The following is a 14,906-nucleotide window of genomic DNA, read 5'->3' as shown; positions in this document are numbered from 1 at the left end:
AACGGGAAAGACCCCAGCCCCGGACTGCGGGCTGGGGTCTTCGCAAGGCCTGGCTCAGACCTCCACGATCACCGGGATGATCATCGGGCGGCGGCGGTAGGTGTCGCTCACCCAGCGCCCCACCGTCCTGCGGACCACGCGGCGGATCTGCTGCATGTCCACCACCCCGTCGGCGGCGTTCTGCTCGATCGCCTTCTCGATCACCGGGATGATCTCGTCGAAGCGCTCGGGGTCTATTCCCGAACCACGGGCGTGGATCTCGGGCCCCGCGGTGAGCTTGCCGGTGTTGGAGTCGACCACCACGACGACCGAGACGAAGCCCTCGTCACCGAGTATGCGCCGGTCCTTCAGCGAGGTGTCGGTGATCTCGCCGACCGAGATGCCGTCGACGTAGACGTACCCCGCCTGCACCGCACCGGTGATCTTCGCGACGCCGTCGACCAGGTCCACCACGACGCCGTCCTCGGCGATCACGATGTGGTCGTCGGGCACGCCGGTCATCGAGGCCAGCTTGGCGTGCGCGCGCAGGTGGCGCCACTCGCCGTGCACCGGCATGAAGTTCGACGGCCTGGTGAGGTTCAGGACGTACAGCAGCTCGCCGGCCGCCGCGTGCCCCGACACGTGCACCTTCGCGTTGCCCTTGTGGATGACGCGCGCGCCCCACCTGGTCAGCCCGTTGATGACCTTGTTGACCGCGGTCTCGTTGCCTGGCACCAGCGAGGAGGCCAGCAGCACCGTGTCGCCCGGCGCGATGCGGATCGCGTGGTCGCGGTTGGCCATGCGCGACAGCGCGGCCATCGGCTCGCCCTGCGAACCGGTGCAGATCAGCACCACGTCCTCCGGCGGCCACTCCTCGATGTCACGCGAGTCGACGACCAGGCCGTTCGGGATGCGCAGGTAGCCGAGGTCGCGGGCGACCCCCATGTTGCGCACCATCGACCTGCCGACCAGCGCGACCTTGCGGCCGTGCTTCTCCGCGGCGTCGATCACCTGCTGCACGCGGTGCACGTGGGAGGCGAAGCTCGCCACGATCACGCGCTTGGACGAGGTGCGGATCACCTCGTCGACGACGGGACCGATCTCCCGCTCCGAGGTGACGAACCCCGCCACCTCGGCGTTGGTCGAGTCGGACATCAGCAGGTCGACGCCCTCGGAGCCGAGCCTGGCGAACCCGCCGAGGTCGGTCAGGCGGCCGTCGCTGGGCAGCTGGTCCATCTTGAAGTCGCCGGTGTGCAGGACGATGCCCGCGGGGGTCCTGATCGCGACCGCGAGCGCGTCGGGGATCGAGTGGTTGACCGCGAAGAACTCGCACTCGAACGGCCCGAAGTGGTGCCGCTCCCCCTCGACGACGTGCCGCTTCTCCGGCTGGATGCGGTGCTCGGTGAGCTTGGCCTCGATGAAGGCCAGCGTCAGTCTCGACCCGACGAGCGGGATGTCGCGCCGCTCACGCAGGAGGTACGGCACGGCGCCGATGTGGTCCTCGTGGCCGTGCGTCAGGATCAGCGCCTCGACGTCGTCGAGCCTGCCCCTGATGTACTCGAAGTCGGGCAGGATCAGGTCGACACCAGGCTGCTCCGGGTCGGGGAACAGCACCCCGCAGTCGACGATCAGCAGCCGGCCTTCGTACTCGAAGACCGCCATGTTCCTGCCGATCTCGCCCAGGCCGCCGAGCGCCACGATGCGCAGTCCGCCGTCGGGCAGGCGCGGCGGGGGGCCGAGTTCCGGATGCGGATGGCTCATGCGGCGCCCCCATGCCGGTCAGATCGTGTTCTCAATATCTCCGTTCCTCCCCGTTGTCATTCAGTCAGCCAACTTCACTCCACCGGCCACGAGGCACGCCCGCAGCTCGGCGATCTGTCCTTCGGTGGCCTCCACCAGCGGAGGCCGCATCGGGCCGACCGACCGGCCCATCAGCTTCAGTGCCGCCTTCGTCATGATCGCGCCGCCCGCGCGGTTCATGACCCCGTCGACCACGGGAAGCAGCTGCCGGTGCAGGGCGGTCGCCTGCGCGACGTCGCCCGCCCTGTGCAGCTCGATCATTCTGGCCAGTTCGGCGCCGACCACGTGCCCGACCACGCTGACGAACCCCGCCGCGCCCACCGAAAGCCACGGCAGGTTGAGCGCGTCGTCACCCGAGTAGAAGACCAGGTCGGTCGCCGTCATCACGAGGGAGGCGGCGAACAGGTCGCCCTTGGCATCCTTGACCGCCACGATCGTGTCGTGCTGGGCCAGCCTGAGCAGCGTCTCGGTCTGGATCGGCACGCCGCTCCTGCCGGGAATGTCATAGAGCATGACGGGCAGCCCCGTCACGCCGGCCACAGCCGCGAAGTGCCGGTAGAGGCCCTCCTGCGGAGGCTTGTTGTAGTACGGCGTCACCACGAGCAGCCCGTGCGCGCCCGCGCGCGCGGCCTGCCTGGCCAGTTCGATGCTGTGATGGGTGTCGTTCGTCCCCACGCCCGCGACGACGGTGGCCCTGTCGCCGACCGCCTCCACCACGACCCGCAGCAGACGCTCTTTCTCCGCGTCGCTGGTGGTCGGGGACTCCCCCGTCGTGCCGCTCACGATCAGACCGTCATTGCGCTGCTCGTCCACCAGGTAGGCGGCGAGCCTGCGCGCGTTGTCATAATCGACGGCGCCGTCGTCGGTGAACGGCGTGACCATGGCGGTCAGCATGCGCCCGAAGGGGGCTTCGGAGGTTCGAGTGGGCGATCCCATAGTGCGAACGCTACCCGGATTCCCCCGACTCCCGAACCCCGCCACCCCCATAACGCCATTTCCAGGCCCTTATCACGCCGCTTTCGCGTTCATGCGCGCCTGCCGTACGGCGGGCACGCGCGCCGCTCACCTGGAGCGCGTCGTCGGTCGCAGAGCGTCACGACTGGCACGAGACATGGAAGAGGCCGCCGATATGTGCTCGGGGGTACACACATCGACGACCTCTACCGGAGAATCGCAGCCCCTTACGCCCGCGTTACAGAGTTCTCGGAATATTTTTACGGCCATCCAAAGTTGGAACTCCATCTCCCGTCGATGACGGTGGGTTACCTGCCGAATACGGCAACATGGGGCAACGCCTCACAGCAACCCCAGGGATGGACTAGTGGCAAGTTCCGATCCGGTCTACCTGCGCGTCGTCGAAGACATTCGGCGGCAGATCAACGACGGCACCCTTCCCCCCGGCGCGCCCATCCCCTCACGGGCGCAGCTGACCCGCAAGTACCAGGTCGGCGAGACCGCCGCCCGCCATGCGCTGCGCGTACTGGCAGGCGAAGGGCTCATCTTCGGCCGGGTGGGGTCGGGACACTACGTCAGGGAGCGTCCCGACCTCGCTCCCTTGCACAGATGGCGCTTCCACGACCACCAGGCCCCTTTCGCCGCCGACCTGCAGAGCCAGGGCCGGCGCGTGACCTGGGACTGGCACAGCGAACCCGTGGAGGCCACGGCCGACATCGCCCAGCGCCTGCGCGTGGAGGAGTCGACCACCCTCACCAGGACCCACTACGTGTTCCGCGCCGACGGCAAGCCCCTCCAGCTCGCCACCTCCTACGAGCCGCTGGAGTTCGCTCCGCACTCCGACGAGGAGCGCCGCAGCCTCATCGGCCGCCTGTCCTCCTATGGCATCAAGGTGACCGAGATCGTGGAGAGCGTGCACACCCGCGTGCCCCGTCCCTCCGAGATCGACGCGCTCGATCTGCCGGCGGGCGTGCATGTGCTGCACCTCAAACGAACGCACTGGGCAGGCGAACGTCCTGTGGAGACGAGCGACATCGTGGTTCCAGGCGACCGCTTTGAAATCGTCTACAGCATGGCCGTCCACCTCTGACCAGCCCGCCTGCTCGTCTGGAACCTCGTCCCCGAACCCCGCCCGGGCGGCGCCCCATGCCCGCGCCGCCCGGCCGCACCCACCCACTCTCCACCCCCTGCGGCTCCAGCCTCCTCCCGTGCCCCGGCGCGGCTCGTCGCCCCTTGCCTCACGCCTGCCGTTCGCCATGGATCGGCCCCGCCGCCCCGACGGAGGGGCTCCTCACCATCCCGCGCGCGAGCTCCCCGTCCGCCCCGGATTTGTCGGTGCCCGTTGATACAACCGGCAAGGTGCCGATCCGGAGGTGTCGATTGCGAGTCAAGGACCTGCCCACCGCCGACCGCCCACGCGAGCGCCTGCTCGCCAGCGGTGCTGGAGCGCTGGCCGACAGAGAGCTCCTCGCCCTCCTCCTGGGCCAGGGCACCAGGGGGAGCGACGCCGTCGACCTGGCCGCCCAGCTCATCGAGCACTGCGGCGACCTGGGCGAGCTGGCCCGCTCCGACGCTCACCGCCTGCTCGCCGTCCGAGGCGTCGGTCCCGCGAAGGCCGCCCGCATCGCCGCCGCCTTCCACCTCGTACGGCGGGCGCAGGAGGGCCCCGCCCGCGCCCGGATCACCTCATCGAGCGAGCTGGCCGCCCAGGCCGCCCCGTTCCTGCGCGGACACCCCCGCGAACGCCTCGTCGTCATCGTCTGCGACCCTCGCGGCGCCGTCCTGCGCCGGGCCCTGATGACGGAGGGCGGCGCCGACCACACCCCGGCCCCGATCCGCGAGATCATCACCACGGTGCTCACCTCGGGCGGCGCGGCGTTCGGCGTCGCGCACAACCACCCCAGCGGCTCCCTCGACCCGAGCGAAGCCGACCTCGCCACCACCCACCGCCTGTCCGAGGCCGCCGAAACGGTCGGCCTCCGCTTCCTCGACCACGTGATCGTCACCGACACCGCCTGGCGCCGCATCCCGCACCCCTCAGCCGATCCGTCACACCCGGTAGGCCCCTGAGCAGCTGTCCGTGATCCCTCCAACGACGCATGACAACCGGTTACACCCGGGCGAGCTGGGTGGCCGTGATGGGACGCAAACTGTCGAGGAGCGCGAACAGCTCCCGAGGGGTGGTCATGCCGACGGCCTGGATCAGAGCGGTTCCCTCCCAGGCGAACACCGCGGCCTCCTTGTACGAGTCCTTACGAATCCATCGGTCACCCCCTGCCGGGGTGCAGGAGACGCCGTTTGTGCCCCATGTGCGGGGAGGGTAGGGCGAGCCGCACGCAGCCCTGGGAGTGGAGGCCGAGGAACGACGGAGGAGAACCTGAACGTCCATCCGGCCCGGGCGCGTGTACTCGAGCAGGATGGCCGGGCCGGCCTCCTCGCTGTTCCACAGTTCGGCTCGCCTCATGGTGTAGCCAGGGATCTCCGGTGCGAGCAGCGGGATGCCCGACCGTTGGAAGGCCACGACCTCCTGCTGGAAGGCCAGGACCTCCTCCCATTCGTTCAGTTGATCCAGCACCTGCTCCGAGATCACATGCGCGGACAGCAGCAGGCCGGTGACCGTGATCGCGACCCACCGGTCGCGGGCCCACCAGGCTGCCGCCACGTATCCGAGCACTCCAGCGGCGACCCACACCCCTGTGGTCCACATCTCATCGAAGCCGAAGAGGCGGAAGTCGGGGATGACCTGCATCAGCGCCGTCCCCAGCACGGACGTCGCGATCGGCCCGGCGATCGCCACGACGCCCCAGCGCTGCATTCGCAGCAGCGCCGCGCCCGCCGCGCCAATCGGGAAGGGGACCACGAACATCAGCATGTGGTGGAGGATCGTGCCGATCTCGTGCTTCAGTGCGATCGCATGGGCGTAGATGAGAGCCACGACCACCCCGACCGCGAGCCCTACCACTGCGCCTCTCAGTGATCTCATATGGCAGGATCCCACCACATTTCGGGATGGCCACCGGCGGAAACGAGCAGCCAGCGCACGTCGTCGCCCCGATGAGAGGCGGGTCGTCACAGCGGTGCACCAGGGGCGGTCGGTAAGCGCCGTGAGGCCTCCAAGCGATGCCCACCTGGGATGGGAGACAACTTCTGAAGCCGAGAAGCCGCCCGGTGGACAGCAGACGGCCCCGCTCTGTGTTGGGACACTGTTGGCGAATTGGTCCCCGTGGCGGTTGTTACGCGGCGGGGGCCAGGGCTGCGAAGTGGGAGACCCGGGTTGGTGCCAGAGGTTTGTCGGTCAGCCATGCGTCAAGCCGCACCAGGTTGATCGCGGCGGCAGTCAACAGGTGCTGCAGGTGCGTCTTGGCCGTGCCCCGGTAGCGTGATCGTCGCAGGCCGAACGCCTTGACGCCCTGGGCGATGGTGGCTTCGATGCCCTGCCGTGCCTGGTAGCGATTTTTCCACTGGTCGGTTTGCGCGAAACACGGCCCGGAGATGGACCCGGCCAGATAGCCGGAGAGCTTCCAACGGTGCACCCACGCGCTGCGGGCCTATGGGACGGGGCCACGCTGAGACTGCTCCCCAGCCGGCGCGCCGAAATTCAGGGGAAGGCGCAAGCGGCCTGCGGACAACAACAGGTGAACGATGTCCCGCCGACCTCAAGGCCTGTGAATGAATGAGCCCTATTTGGCCGATCCCTCGGGCGACGCCCCACCGTCGCAGGACGACGCCGTGGTGATCGAGCGGTCCTGGGACGAACCCGAGCGTTTCGGCGCCGTCTTCGACGCGCACTACGCGGAGATTCACCGGTACGTATCCCGCCGGCTCGGTCCGCACGCCGCCGACGATGTCTCCGCTGAGACGTTCGCCCTCGCCTTCCGTCAGCGTCGCCGGTACGACACGAGCCACCGCAGCGCCCGCCCTTGGCTCTACGGCATCGCGACCAACCTCATCAGCCGGCACCGCCGCAACGAGGTGCGCCTCCTTCGTGCCGTGGACCGGCTGCATCCGGAGGCGAACTCGGCCCGAGGTCACGAGGACGAGGTGACGGCGAAGGTGAGCGCGCAAGCCGTCAAAGGCGCGCTGGCCAGGGCCATCGCCGCCCTGCCCGCGGACCAGCGTGACGTGCTGCTGCTGGTGGCGCTTTCGGGGCTGAGCTACGACGAGGTGGCGCAGGCTCTGGACGTGCCCTTCGGCACGGTGTCCTCGCGGCTCAACCGGGCTCGCAAGAAGCTGCGCAAGGCGCTGGGCGGAACGAATCCGCTGTTTGACGAGGAGGAGACACATCGATGAACGAGCTGCATCTCGTACGTGGGGTGTACGACGACCCGGCCCCGCCTTCCGCAGAGGCCGCGGCGGCCGCCCGTACCCGGATGTTGAGCCAGGACGACACCGCACGGCCGCGCTCTCGCCGTACGTGGCGCATGCCGCTCGGCTTGGTAGCCGCTGCCACGGCCGCGGCCGTGGCAGCGGGTATGACGCTCGCTCACGACGATCCCGCACGACCACCGACAGGCGTGCCGGCCATCCCTCATCCTCTGTCGCCTCGCGACATGATGCTGGCCGCCGCCTCTCAGGCGGAGCTGCAGCAGCAGGGCCGCTACTGGTACACCCACCAGCGCTCCGCCTTCGCGGCGCTCGCGCTCGGCAGGACCGGTGGCTACGTCGTGGAGGAGCGCCGCGAGATCCTCAGATGGACGGGGCGCGCCCGCGGCGACGGCCAGTCCTTCTACGGCCGCTCCTTCGCGGGTAAGCCCCAGACCAGCGCCGACGCCGCTGCCTGGCGCGCGGCGGGTTCCCCTTCGAGCTGGACGGTGGGCTCGTCGGGCGTGAGCAGGACCGTCAGGACGAAGTCTGGTGCCTGGCAGGAGGAACATCCGAACGACCAGGGCGGCGGCACATTCCTCATCGGCGGCGTCGGCCAGTTCACCTATCAGGAGCTCCAAGAGCTGCCTACCGACCCCGGAGAGCTGCGCAAGCTGCTGTGCGAAGGCTCGGTCAAGTTCATAGCGGGCGGGTCTGGAGCGCCGAGGCGCTGCAACGGCCCTACAGGGGTGCTCGGCCGGGTCTACTTCGCCCTCGTAGATACGCCCGTGCCGCCCAAGGTGCGAGCCGGTCTCATGCGTCTGATCACCGATTATCCGGGCGTGCGGCAGCTAGGCGCCGTCACGGATCCGCTCGGCCGGTCGGCGGTCGGCCTCGCGGTCCCATTCGACAGCGCCGATGGCCGTGGGAAGATCCAGCGGGAGGTGTTCTTCGACCAGAAGACCGGCAAGGTCCTGGGCAGCCGTGACATCCAGCTTGAACCAGGCCCCAAAAGCCAGAAGTGGCAGGTTCCCGGCAGGACGCTGTACTATCGGGCGGTCTTGGACACGGGCTGGAGCAACGCCAAGCCCACCCCTCCCAACTAGAGCAGCGGACTGCGCGGGCTCGACAGCTCCTAGCATGGGAAAGGCCCCATGATCGCTTCTGTGATCACGGGGCCGTTTCTGTTTGGTCTACTTCGCCAACAGTGTCTGTTGGAAGAGCGGGGCCGCCGCTCCAGCCGAGGGGAAAGGGGATCCCCCCGCTGGAGGCCGCGGGAGCTTGCCAGAAGCCCAGATACGACCGGCACCACGTGCACAGAGAGGACGCCCGGCGAACCTCCGACTCCCTTCCCCAGTCACTCGGAGGCCCGCCAGGCGCCCATTTTCTAGACGGGTCTCAGCTCCACCCGGAGGAGCGACCCCGTCTATCCAGCGAAGCCTTCCGCGCTGCGCAGAGCGGAGCCTCCACATCTCCCCGCCCCTCCGGCGGACCGGGCCCTGCCCGCCGGAGGAACGGCTCCGCGGGCAGGCCGGGATGGAGCATGCCCGCGGAGGTCAAAGCGCCCTGGGCCGAGCGGCCGCCAAGCGCCCGCCCGAAAGGCCACTGGGCCCAGAGCACGTATCAGGGTTCGCGGTGGGCGCCGCGTTCGTGAAACTGCCCGACCAACGGCACCCACCACCCCCACGTCTGCGCCCCCGACCGGTGCCGCGCCACGCGTGCGACGGTGGACGCCTTCCAGCGCGTCTGCCCCCACCGGAGGAGGGCGCGCCAGCCCACGACTCTGCGTATCGCGATCACCGCGCCATCCCTTCCAGGAGGCGCCGCCACAGCTCCTCCACCTCGCGCACCCGCTCCCACGGGGACTCGTGCACCACCGTCGCCCCTTCCCCTCGACTCGTGCGCCGGATGAACATGAGCCCGGCCGCCTGGCACAACTCGTACGCCACCGGCACGCAGTCGCACGTATGCGCCCGCACTCGAACGCGATCCGCGCGGGGCGTTGCGACTGCCCAGTCGATCGGCACGAACGTTTCGCTCACCGGTGAGAGGTGAGGAGAGTTGCAGCGGTCCAGCTCGTCGTCCACCGCCATGCTCCTCACTATAGGTAACACGTCTTCCTAGGTCTACCTACTTCTCTCTATAGGTTCACTTGAGCGTCTGCTTTGTATGCGCATGTACCTTTTGGTCTATAGTTCGAGTGTGCTTGACCGAGACGGCCCCGTACCTATCTACAAGCAGGTCGCCGAACTGATCCGCGCCAGGATCGAGAGCGGCGAACCGAAGCCAGGCGAGCCCGTGCCCAGCGAGGCGCAGCTCGAGGCCGACTACGAGATCGCCCGCACCACCGCACGGCGGGTCGCCAGAGAGCTGCGCGAGCAGGGTGTGGCCTACACGATCCAGGGCGAGGGCACCTTCGTCGGCGAGCCTGGAATCCCCCGCGCCCCGCGCAAGACGCCGCTCTACCAGAAGATCGCCGAGGAGATCGCCGTCAGGATCCGCCGAGGCGACATCGCCCCGAACCGGCCCATCCCGAGCGAGAAGGCGCTGATGAAGGAGTACGGCGTCGCCAAGGTCACAGCCCGCCAGGCGGTGGCGCACCTCAGGGAACAGGGGTGGGCGTTCACCGTTCCCTACCGTGGCACCTACGTGTCGGCCAAGGACAAGTGGCCCCCTTCTCCTCCCCACTAGTCCCATCGCCTGTATATGCTTAGACCATGCTCGACCCTGATGGTGACACCCATCTCTACCTGCAGATCAGTGAGATCATCCGGTCGCGCATCGTCCACGGGCTCTCCCCCGGCGACCCTGTCGCCAGCGAGGCCGAGCTGCAGAGGGAGTTCGGTGTCGCCCGGACGACGGCCCGGCGCGCCCTGCGCGTGCTTCGTGAGGAGGGCCTGATCTACACCGCCCCCGGATCGGGCGCCTTTGTCGACGAGCCTGGCCAGGCGCCGCGCGGGGCGCGCAGGGTTCCGCTGTATCGCCAGATCGCGGGCGACATCGAGCAGCGCATCAGAGCGGGTCAGCTCCAGCCGCGCCGCCCGATTCCGGGTGAGTCCACCCTGGTCCAGGAGTATGAGGTGGCCAGGGAGACCGTACGGCGGGCCATGGCGCTGTTGCGCGAGCAAGGGTGGATCTACACCGTGCCGGCCCGTGGCAGCTTCGTCTCACCCAAGGAGTCGTGGCCCCAGGCCTGAAGCCGCTCAGCTGCTCGTATCGCGACGCCCGGGCTACGTGGTGAATCTGGCCCATCGCGGGCTTCTGTGATCACATGTTGCGGCCTCAGGCAGCTCCCCGGGCCGCCATGTGCCCGGTGGTCAGATCTGCCCTGCCGGTGTTGACTCCTCGGAAGTGACGCCGTCGGCCCGGCCGACCGTCGATGGTGCGGCAGCCCCGTGAGCGCGGCGGCCGGTCCAGATCCGGACGAGTTGGAGGACGCTCAGGCCGAACATCAGGACTCCCACGGGGACGTGCAGGGCCGTCATGTGCGCGAGGCCCAGCGCCACCTGTGCCGAGGTGAGCGCGAAGAACCCGGCGGCGTACCGGATGGGCCTGGGTGAGCCGCCGCCCGGCCGCCACACCAGGATCGCGACGATCAGGTGCAGCAGCGTCACGATGAACACCGTGTACGACCCGGCACTGTGCAACGCCCCACCACTGGGGGTGGACAACAACAGCCCAGCAGTGATCGCTTGGACGAAGACGGCCACGGTTTGTAGGGTGATGGCGACCTGCAAGACCATGAGGAGGCCTCGCTTCGTCGTCGTGTGCGTGGGCATGGCGGGTTTTCCTTCTCCCTGTCAGCGGTGTCTGAGGCTCGGTGATCCGGGTGTCTCAGTAGTCCGACGAAACAGGTGCCGGAAATGTTAGGCGACGCGCCGACCTCACCTTTCGTCGATCTGGTGAGGGCCCGATGCGACCAAGGGAATCGGCGAAACGATGACCACCCCATCCGAACCGGGAGACGGTCTGCTCGATCCGGGTTTGAGCGCGATCATGAGCGAGCGGCGTCAGCTGATCAATCTCTCCTACCGGCTCCTCGGCTCCCTGGCCGAGGCTGAGGATGTCGTACAAGAGACCTACGCCCGCTGGTACGCCATGTCCCGCAAGCAGCAGGAGGCCATCGAATCCCCCGGCGCCTGGCTGACGAGGGTCGCCGGCCGCATCTGCCTGGACCTGCTCGGCTCGGCACGGGCCCGGCGCGAGAGCTACGTGGGCGAATGGATTCCGGAGCCGCTGCCCGATCACACGGAGTGGATCAACGGGCAGAGCGCCGGCACGGACGACCCGGCCGACCGGATCACGCTCGACGAGTCGATCAACATGGCGTTCCTGGTCGTGCTCGAGTCGATGACCCCGGCCGAGCGCGTCGCGTTCATCCTGCACGATGTCTTCCGGTATTCCTTCGCGGAAGTGGCCGAGATCGTCGGGCGTACCCCGGTGGCATGTCGCCAGCTGGCCTTCTCGGCCCGCCGCCGCATTCACGCGTCGCAGACTCCGTCGGCTCCGGCAGCCCGGCACGCCGGGCTCGTAAGGGACTTCAAGCAGGCGTGGGAGGCCAAGGACATCTCCGCCCTCGTCGGTCTCCTCGACCCCGACGCCACGATGATCGCCGATGGCGGCGGTCTGGTCAGCGCCGCGCTCCACCCCGTCGAAGGCGGCGAGCAGGTTGCCCGCTACATCCTCGCTCTTGCCGACCGAGCGCCCAACCTGACGCTCCTGGAGCGTACGGTCAACGGTCAGCCAGGTCTGGTGGCCCAGCACAACGGCGTCACCATGACGGTGGCGGCGTTCGACGTCGCAGGCAGCCGGATCATGCACGTCTGGGCGGTACGCAACCCCGACAAGCTTTGGTCCTGGCGCGCCAGCGCCCCGGCCCGCTCCTCCAGCGGCAGCTAGAGGATCGCGGACATCGGCGCGAGGGTGTCGTGAACGATGAATTCCATGCCGCCGGGCGCAAGGGCCTCACGCTACGTGAGGCTCAAGGCGGAGGTCTCGCTCGGCGACCGGCCCTGCGTCGTGTCATCGCCGCCTGGCCGCGCCCCTGACGTCCAGGCCAGAGTGGAGAAGCCGAGGAGCTCCTCCGCCTGCGCCACCACGGCCGTCGCGGCATCTCCCCTGGGACGGCTCCGCCAGGCCGTGACGATCACGCGTGACAGGCTGCTGTGATCCGCATGGTCAGGGCTTCGGCAAGCGCGGCCATCGCTCCCGCGGCCGTGCCAGCGCCAGCAATCCGATCAGCGTCGTCACGCAGAGGGGCATCCAGGCAAGCCGCAGCGTCAGCCAGGTCGTGCTGGTCGGCGGGCTGGTGAGCCCGGCGATCGGGCCGAGCTGGACCGTGGCCAGCGAGATGAGAGCAAGCGCCGTCTGATGCCAGAGGTAGAGCGGGAAGGCCGCGTCGCTGATCATGACCGCGACGCGGGAGTCTTCGGCCCAGCGGCCGAGCCGATCGCCCGCCAGTGCCGCGAGCCCGCACTGCGCGCATCCGAAAGCGAGTAGAGCCGCGGTCGGTGGCGCCATGTTCGACACCGGCGCGCCAGGTACATCCACCATGCCGACGGGGTAGTCGCCGAAGGCGATCAGCATCGCCGTGAGCATCCCGCCCCCGATGAGCAACCATGCTCCGCTGATGCGGCCCTGCCTCCATGCCAGGCCCAGAAGGAACGGCACCGCCCAGGCCGAGATCGCGTTGACGGAGCTCAACCACTCCAGCTGGGGCCAGGCGAAACGGGCAAGGTCGACAAGAGCCACAGAGACTCCGGGAACGAGCGCCGTCCCCCAGCCGTGTCGAAGCACCGCCCGACGTAGCCATGGAGCGACCGCGGTCAGCAGCAGGTAAGGCACCAGGAACCACAGCGGCTGGAGCACGGGGTTGAGGATCTCCCGGATGGCGGCGAGGGAGAATCCGTTGACCGACAGGACCGCCAGGCCCGCTCCCCAGGCGAGCAGGAAGGTCAGCATCGGGCGCAGCCGCAGCGCTGCCGAGGACTCGTCTCCACCATGGGCATATCCGCTCGTGAAGAAGAACACGGGCAGGGTCTGCAGCAGCCAGGTGGCGGGCGCCAGCTCCGGCAGGGCCACGAGCAGGCTCGCCACGTGGAGATCGTCCGTGACGACGTACGAGGTGACGAGCCATTGTCCGAGGATGCCGACCGTGACAGACGTGGCGAGCAGCACGTCGATTCGCTGCTCACGCTGCACGCTCCCGCCCCCTCACCGCGATGTGGGTGATCTCCGTCAAGGTCCGGGTGCCGGGCCTGAGGTAGGTGTGATGCTGGGCATCGCCGCCATCGACGACTCGCGCGCCGAACTCGGCGCTCACAGGATCGGTGCCGAACCCGAACGGCCCGATCAGCAGGCCGGAGCGGAGCACGTCGTCGCGGCCGCCGAGCGCCGCCCAGATACGCGCCGAGGTGTGCAGGTCCGATGCCCTTCTGACACCCAGGCCTGGGCTGCCGGTGACGATGAGATCGCGGACCGGCGATCCCGCGACGGCACGAGCGCAAACCACCGAGCCATAGCTGTGGCAGACCAGACTGATCCGCACGTGTCGCGGCAGCATGGAGAGGAAGGACCTCAGCCGCCGGGCGCCTCTGTCGGCCGGCCAGATGGTGGCGATCTCCGGGTTGACGAGGTCCGGCGGATCGTAGCCCAGCCAGCCGATCACCGCGGTCCCCTGCCCCAACGCGGCGGCCTCGTCATAGAGCGCGCGGGCCGCTCGCCCGGGGCTTTCTGCGGAGTCGTCGAAGGAGGCCAGGCTCTGTCCCGAGCCTGGCACATAGACGATGACTCTCCGCGCGTTGGCAAGATCTCCTACGACCTCGATCGCCTGGCCGTCGCCCCTGCGGCTCCATGCCAGGAACTGGCGGCCCGACCACGCGTGGAGTTCGTAGCGGTCCTGGAGTGCGTGGGCATCGAAGGCCAAGGGAAGGGGCAGCTCATCCACCACTGGCCGGCCCGCGGCGGCCGTCCCCGTGGCGAGCACGGCGGCCAGCAGCAGCGTCCGAAAGGGCCGCATCCGCGAACGGGAGAGATCCCGTCTCTTGCCCCGCATCGCCGCGGAGGCGGGGCCATGCCGTCCTTCGACGAAATCACGGCCCAGGGGCCTGGGCCCCCTGCCGAGGCGGGTCATGGGATCGGTGCGTGGTGCCCGCAGAAGCGCGGCACGATCACTCGAGGCGGGTTCCACGCGTTCGTACACTGTGACGGCGTACGAGCGCACCGGGTGCTCGTACGGGTGCTCGCTCACTCTGCGGAAGAACGGGTTCTCGTCGAGGTGCCGGTAGAGGCGGCGCGCCTCGGGCCACTCGTGCATCAGGACCAGGACCGCGCCCGGCACCATGAACGAGCGAAGTCGCCCGAGAGCCAGGCGCAGCCGTTCGTCGCGGCCCACGTAATACAGCGTCTCGGCGCAGATGACCAGATCAAAGGTGCCGTCGGGGTCCTCGTTGAGGAAATCGAGCGCCACGAACCTCGCCGCGCCAGCCGCCTTCGCCGCCGCCCTTGTGACCGCCCGATCCGAGACGTCCACCCCCCAGCACTCCGCGCTCGGGTATGCGCGGGCCAGCCTGCGGGTGAATGCCCCTTCGCTGCATCCCACGTCCAGAACTCTCCTGTAGGCACGGTGGGGCACGTGCCGCAACGTCATCTCATACTTGTCGATCTCATACGGCTCGGTGTCATACCGCCAAGGGTCAGGTAAGCGATGAACCCACTCGAAGTAGTGGCGGAGAAAGCGACCCTGAACGGAGGCGGGAAGAAGCGAGACGATTCGGAAGAACATCCGGTGCAGGCGATCGAGGATGTCGGACATGTATCTCAGCCTGCTGATATCCAGGCTTCGGTTCATCGACGGCAGGAACGATCTCTAG

At 68.7% G+C, this 14,906-nt stretch carries 16 protein-coding genes; 8 read left to right on the top strand and 8 right to left on the bottom strand.

Annotated features, from left to right (window positions below):
* Positions 1-54 precede the first annotated feature (54 nt).
* Together ABFX55_RS46560 and dapA are read right to left on the bottom strand one after the other, a co-directional pair.
* The gene (locus tag ABFX55_RS46560) at positions 55-1,740 is read right to left on the bottom strand and encodes a ribonuclease J (protein ID WP_183657435.1); all 1,686 of its coding nucleotides are present in this window, start codon (positions 1,738-1,740) and stop codon (positions 55-57) included.
* A 60-nt stretch (positions 1,741-1,800) separates the two neighbouring features.
* Positions 1,801-2,715: a 4-hydroxy-tetrahydrodipicolinate synthase gene (gene dapA / locus ABFX55_RS46555; RefSeq protein ID WP_346130309.1), complete on the bottom strand. Its 915-nt coding sequence runs from the start codon at positions 2,713-2,715 to the stop codon at positions 1,801-1,803.
* 385 nt (positions 2,716-3,100) lie between these two features.
* Here dapA and ABFX55_RS46550 point away from each other — a divergent pair, with 385 nt between their 5' ends.
* Entirely contained in the window at positions 3,101-3,823 is a 723-nt protein-coding gene (locus ABFX55_RS46550) for a GntR family transcriptional regulator (protein ID WP_346130307.1), read from the top strand.
* A gap of 290 nt (positions 3,824-4,113) precedes the next feature.
* Positions 4,114-4,803 (top strand): JAB domain-containing protein, encoded by a 690-nt coding sequence (locus tag ABFX55_RS46545; RefSeq protein ID WP_346130305.1) that lies wholly within the window; start codon positions 4,114-4,116, stop codon positions 4,801-4,803.
* A 40-nt stretch (positions 4,804-4,843) separates the two neighbouring features.
* Here the strand turns inward: ABFX55_RS46545 and ABFX55_RS46540 are convergent, their stop codons facing one another.
* Positions 4,844-5,716, bottom strand: a complete 873-nt coding sequence (locus ABFX55_RS46540) for a hypothetical protein (protein ID WP_346130303.1) — start codon at positions 5,714-5,716, stop codon at positions 4,844-4,846.
* Between the two features lie 250 nt (positions 5,717-5,966).
* Positions 5,967-6,266: a transposase gene (locus ABFX55_RS46535; RefSeq protein ID WP_346130302.1), complete on the bottom strand. Its 300-nt coding sequence runs from the start codon at positions 6,264-6,266 to the stop codon at positions 5,967-5,969.
* Between the two features lie 151 nt (positions 6,267-6,417).
* Here ABFX55_RS46535 and ABFX55_RS46530 point away from each other — a divergent pair, with 151 nt between their 5' ends.
* Positions 6,418-7,023, top strand: a complete 606-nt coding sequence (locus tag ABFX55_RS46530; RefSeq protein ID WP_346130300.1) for an RNA polymerase sigma factor — start codon at positions 6,418-6,420, stop codon at positions 7,021-7,023.
* Positions 7,020-8,141: a CU044_5270 family protein gene (locus ABFX55_RS46525; RefSeq protein ID WP_346130299.1), complete on the top strand. Its 1,122-nt coding sequence runs from the start codon at positions 7,020-7,022 to the stop codon at positions 8,139-8,141. The genes ABFX55_RS46530 and ABFX55_RS46525 overlap by 4 nt, the downstream gene beginning before the upstream one ends.
* A gap of 690 nt (positions 8,142-8,831) precedes the next feature.
* Here ABFX55_RS46525 and ABFX55_RS46520 read toward each other — a convergent pair.
* Positions 8,832-9,128 (bottom strand): hypothetical protein, encoded by a 297-nt coding sequence (locus tag ABFX55_RS46520; RefSeq protein WP_346130297.1) that lies wholly within the window; start codon positions 9,126-9,128, stop codon positions 8,832-8,834.
* Between the two features lie 109 nt (positions 9,129-9,237).
* On the opposite strand from ABFX55_RS46520, the gene ABFX55_RS46515 reads away from it, so the two are divergent.
* Both ABFX55_RS46515 and ABFX55_RS46510 read left to right on the top strand, forming a co-directional pair.
* Complete coding sequence (locus ABFX55_RS46515) at positions 9,238-9,726, top strand: GntR family transcriptional regulator (RefSeq protein ID WP_346130295.1); 489 nt, start codon at positions 9,238-9,240, stop codon at positions 9,724-9,726.
* Positions 9,727-9,752: 26 nt separating this feature from the next.
* The gene (locus ABFX55_RS46510; protein WP_346130293.1) at positions 9,753-10,232 is read left to right on the top strand and encodes a GntR family transcriptional regulator; all 480 of its coding nucleotides are present in this window, start codon (positions 9,753-9,755) and stop codon (positions 10,230-10,232) included.
* A 120-nt stretch (positions 10,233-10,352) separates the two neighbouring features.
* Here ABFX55_RS46510 and ABFX55_RS46505 read toward each other — a convergent pair whose 3' ends face one another.
* Complete coding sequence (locus tag ABFX55_RS46505) at positions 10,353-10,649, bottom strand: hypothetical protein (protein ID WP_346130291.1); 297 nt, start codon at positions 10,647-10,649, stop codon at positions 10,353-10,355.
* A 325-nt stretch (positions 10,650-10,974) separates the two neighbouring features.
* Between ABFX55_RS46505 and sigJ the strand changes: the two genes are divergently transcribed.
* Both sigJ and ABFX55_RS46495 read left to right on the top strand, forming a co-directional pair.
* A complete protein-coding gene (gene sigJ, locus ABFX55_RS46500; protein ID WP_346130289.1) occupies positions 10,975-11,934 on the top strand; it encodes an RNA polymerase sigma factor SigJ in 960 nt (319 codons plus the stop codon).
* 45 nt (positions 11,935-11,979) lie between these two features.
* Positions 11,980-12,204 (top strand): hypothetical protein, encoded by a 225-nt coding sequence (locus tag ABFX55_RS46495; RefSeq protein ID WP_346130287.1) that lies wholly within the window; start codon positions 11,980-11,982, stop codon positions 12,202-12,204.
* 9 nt (positions 12,205-12,213) lie between these two features.
* Here the strand turns inward: ABFX55_RS46495 and ABFX55_RS46490 are convergent, their stop codons facing one another.
* Together ABFX55_RS46490 and ABFX55_RS46485 are read right to left on the bottom strand one after the other, a co-directional pair.
* Positions 12,214-13,236: an acyltransferase family protein gene (locus ABFX55_RS46490; protein WP_346130285.1), complete on the bottom strand. Its 1,023-nt coding sequence runs from the start codon at positions 13,234-13,236 to the stop codon at positions 12,214-12,216.
* Positions 13,226-14,848 (bottom strand): alpha/beta hydrolase, encoded by a 1,623-nt coding sequence (locus ABFX55_RS46485; protein ID WP_346130283.1) that lies wholly within the window; start codon positions 14,846-14,848, stop codon positions 13,226-13,228. Before ABFX55_RS46485 ends, ABFX55_RS46490 begins: the two co-directional genes overlap by 11 nt.
* Positions 14,849-14,906: the final 58 nt, after the last annotated feature.

This window comes from Nonomuraea roseola (assembly GCF_039535395.1).
GTDB classification, from domain to species: domain Bacteria; phylum Actinomycetota; class Actinomycetes; order Streptosporangiales; family Streptosporangiaceae; genus Nonomuraea; species Nonomuraea roseola.
This window is presented reverse-complemented; position numbering and strand designations above follow the sequence as displayed.

Coding starts and splice junctions, on each gene's coding strand:
- ABFX55_RS46560 (WP_183657435.1), bottom strand. CDS start 1,740: ATGAGCCATCCGCATCCGGAACTCGGCCCCCCGCCGCGCCTGCCCGAC.
- dapA (WP_346130309.1), bottom strand. CDS start 2,715: ATGGGATCGCCCACTCGAACCTCCGAAGCCCCCTTCGGGCGCATGCTG.
- ABFX55_RS46540 (WP_346130303.1), bottom strand. CDS start 5,716: ATGAGATCACTGAGAGGCGCAGTGGTAGGGCTCGCGGTCGGGGTGGTC.
- ABFX55_RS46525 (WP_346130299.1), top strand. CDS start 7,020: ATGAACGAGCTGCATCTCGTACGTGGGGTGTACGACGACCCGGCCCCG.
- ABFX55_RS46520 (WP_346130297.1), bottom strand. CDS start 9,128: ATGGCGGTGGACGACGAGCTGGACCGCTGCAACTCTCCTCACCTCTCA.
- ABFX55_RS46510 (WP_346130293.1), top strand. CDS start 9,753: ATGCTCGACCCTGATGGTGACACCCATCTCTACCTGCAGATCAGTGAG.
- sigJ (WP_346130289.1), top strand. CDS start 10,975: ATGACCACCCCATCCGAACCGGGAGACGGTCTGCTCGATCCGGGTTTG.
- ABFX55_RS46495 (WP_346130287.1), top strand. CDS start 11,980: ATGCCGCCGGGCGCAAGGGCCTCACGCTACGTGAGGCTCAAGGCGGAG.
- ABFX55_RS46485 (WP_346130283.1), bottom strand. CDS start 14,848: ATGTCCGACATCCTCGATCGCCTGCACCGGATGTTCTTCCGAATCGTC.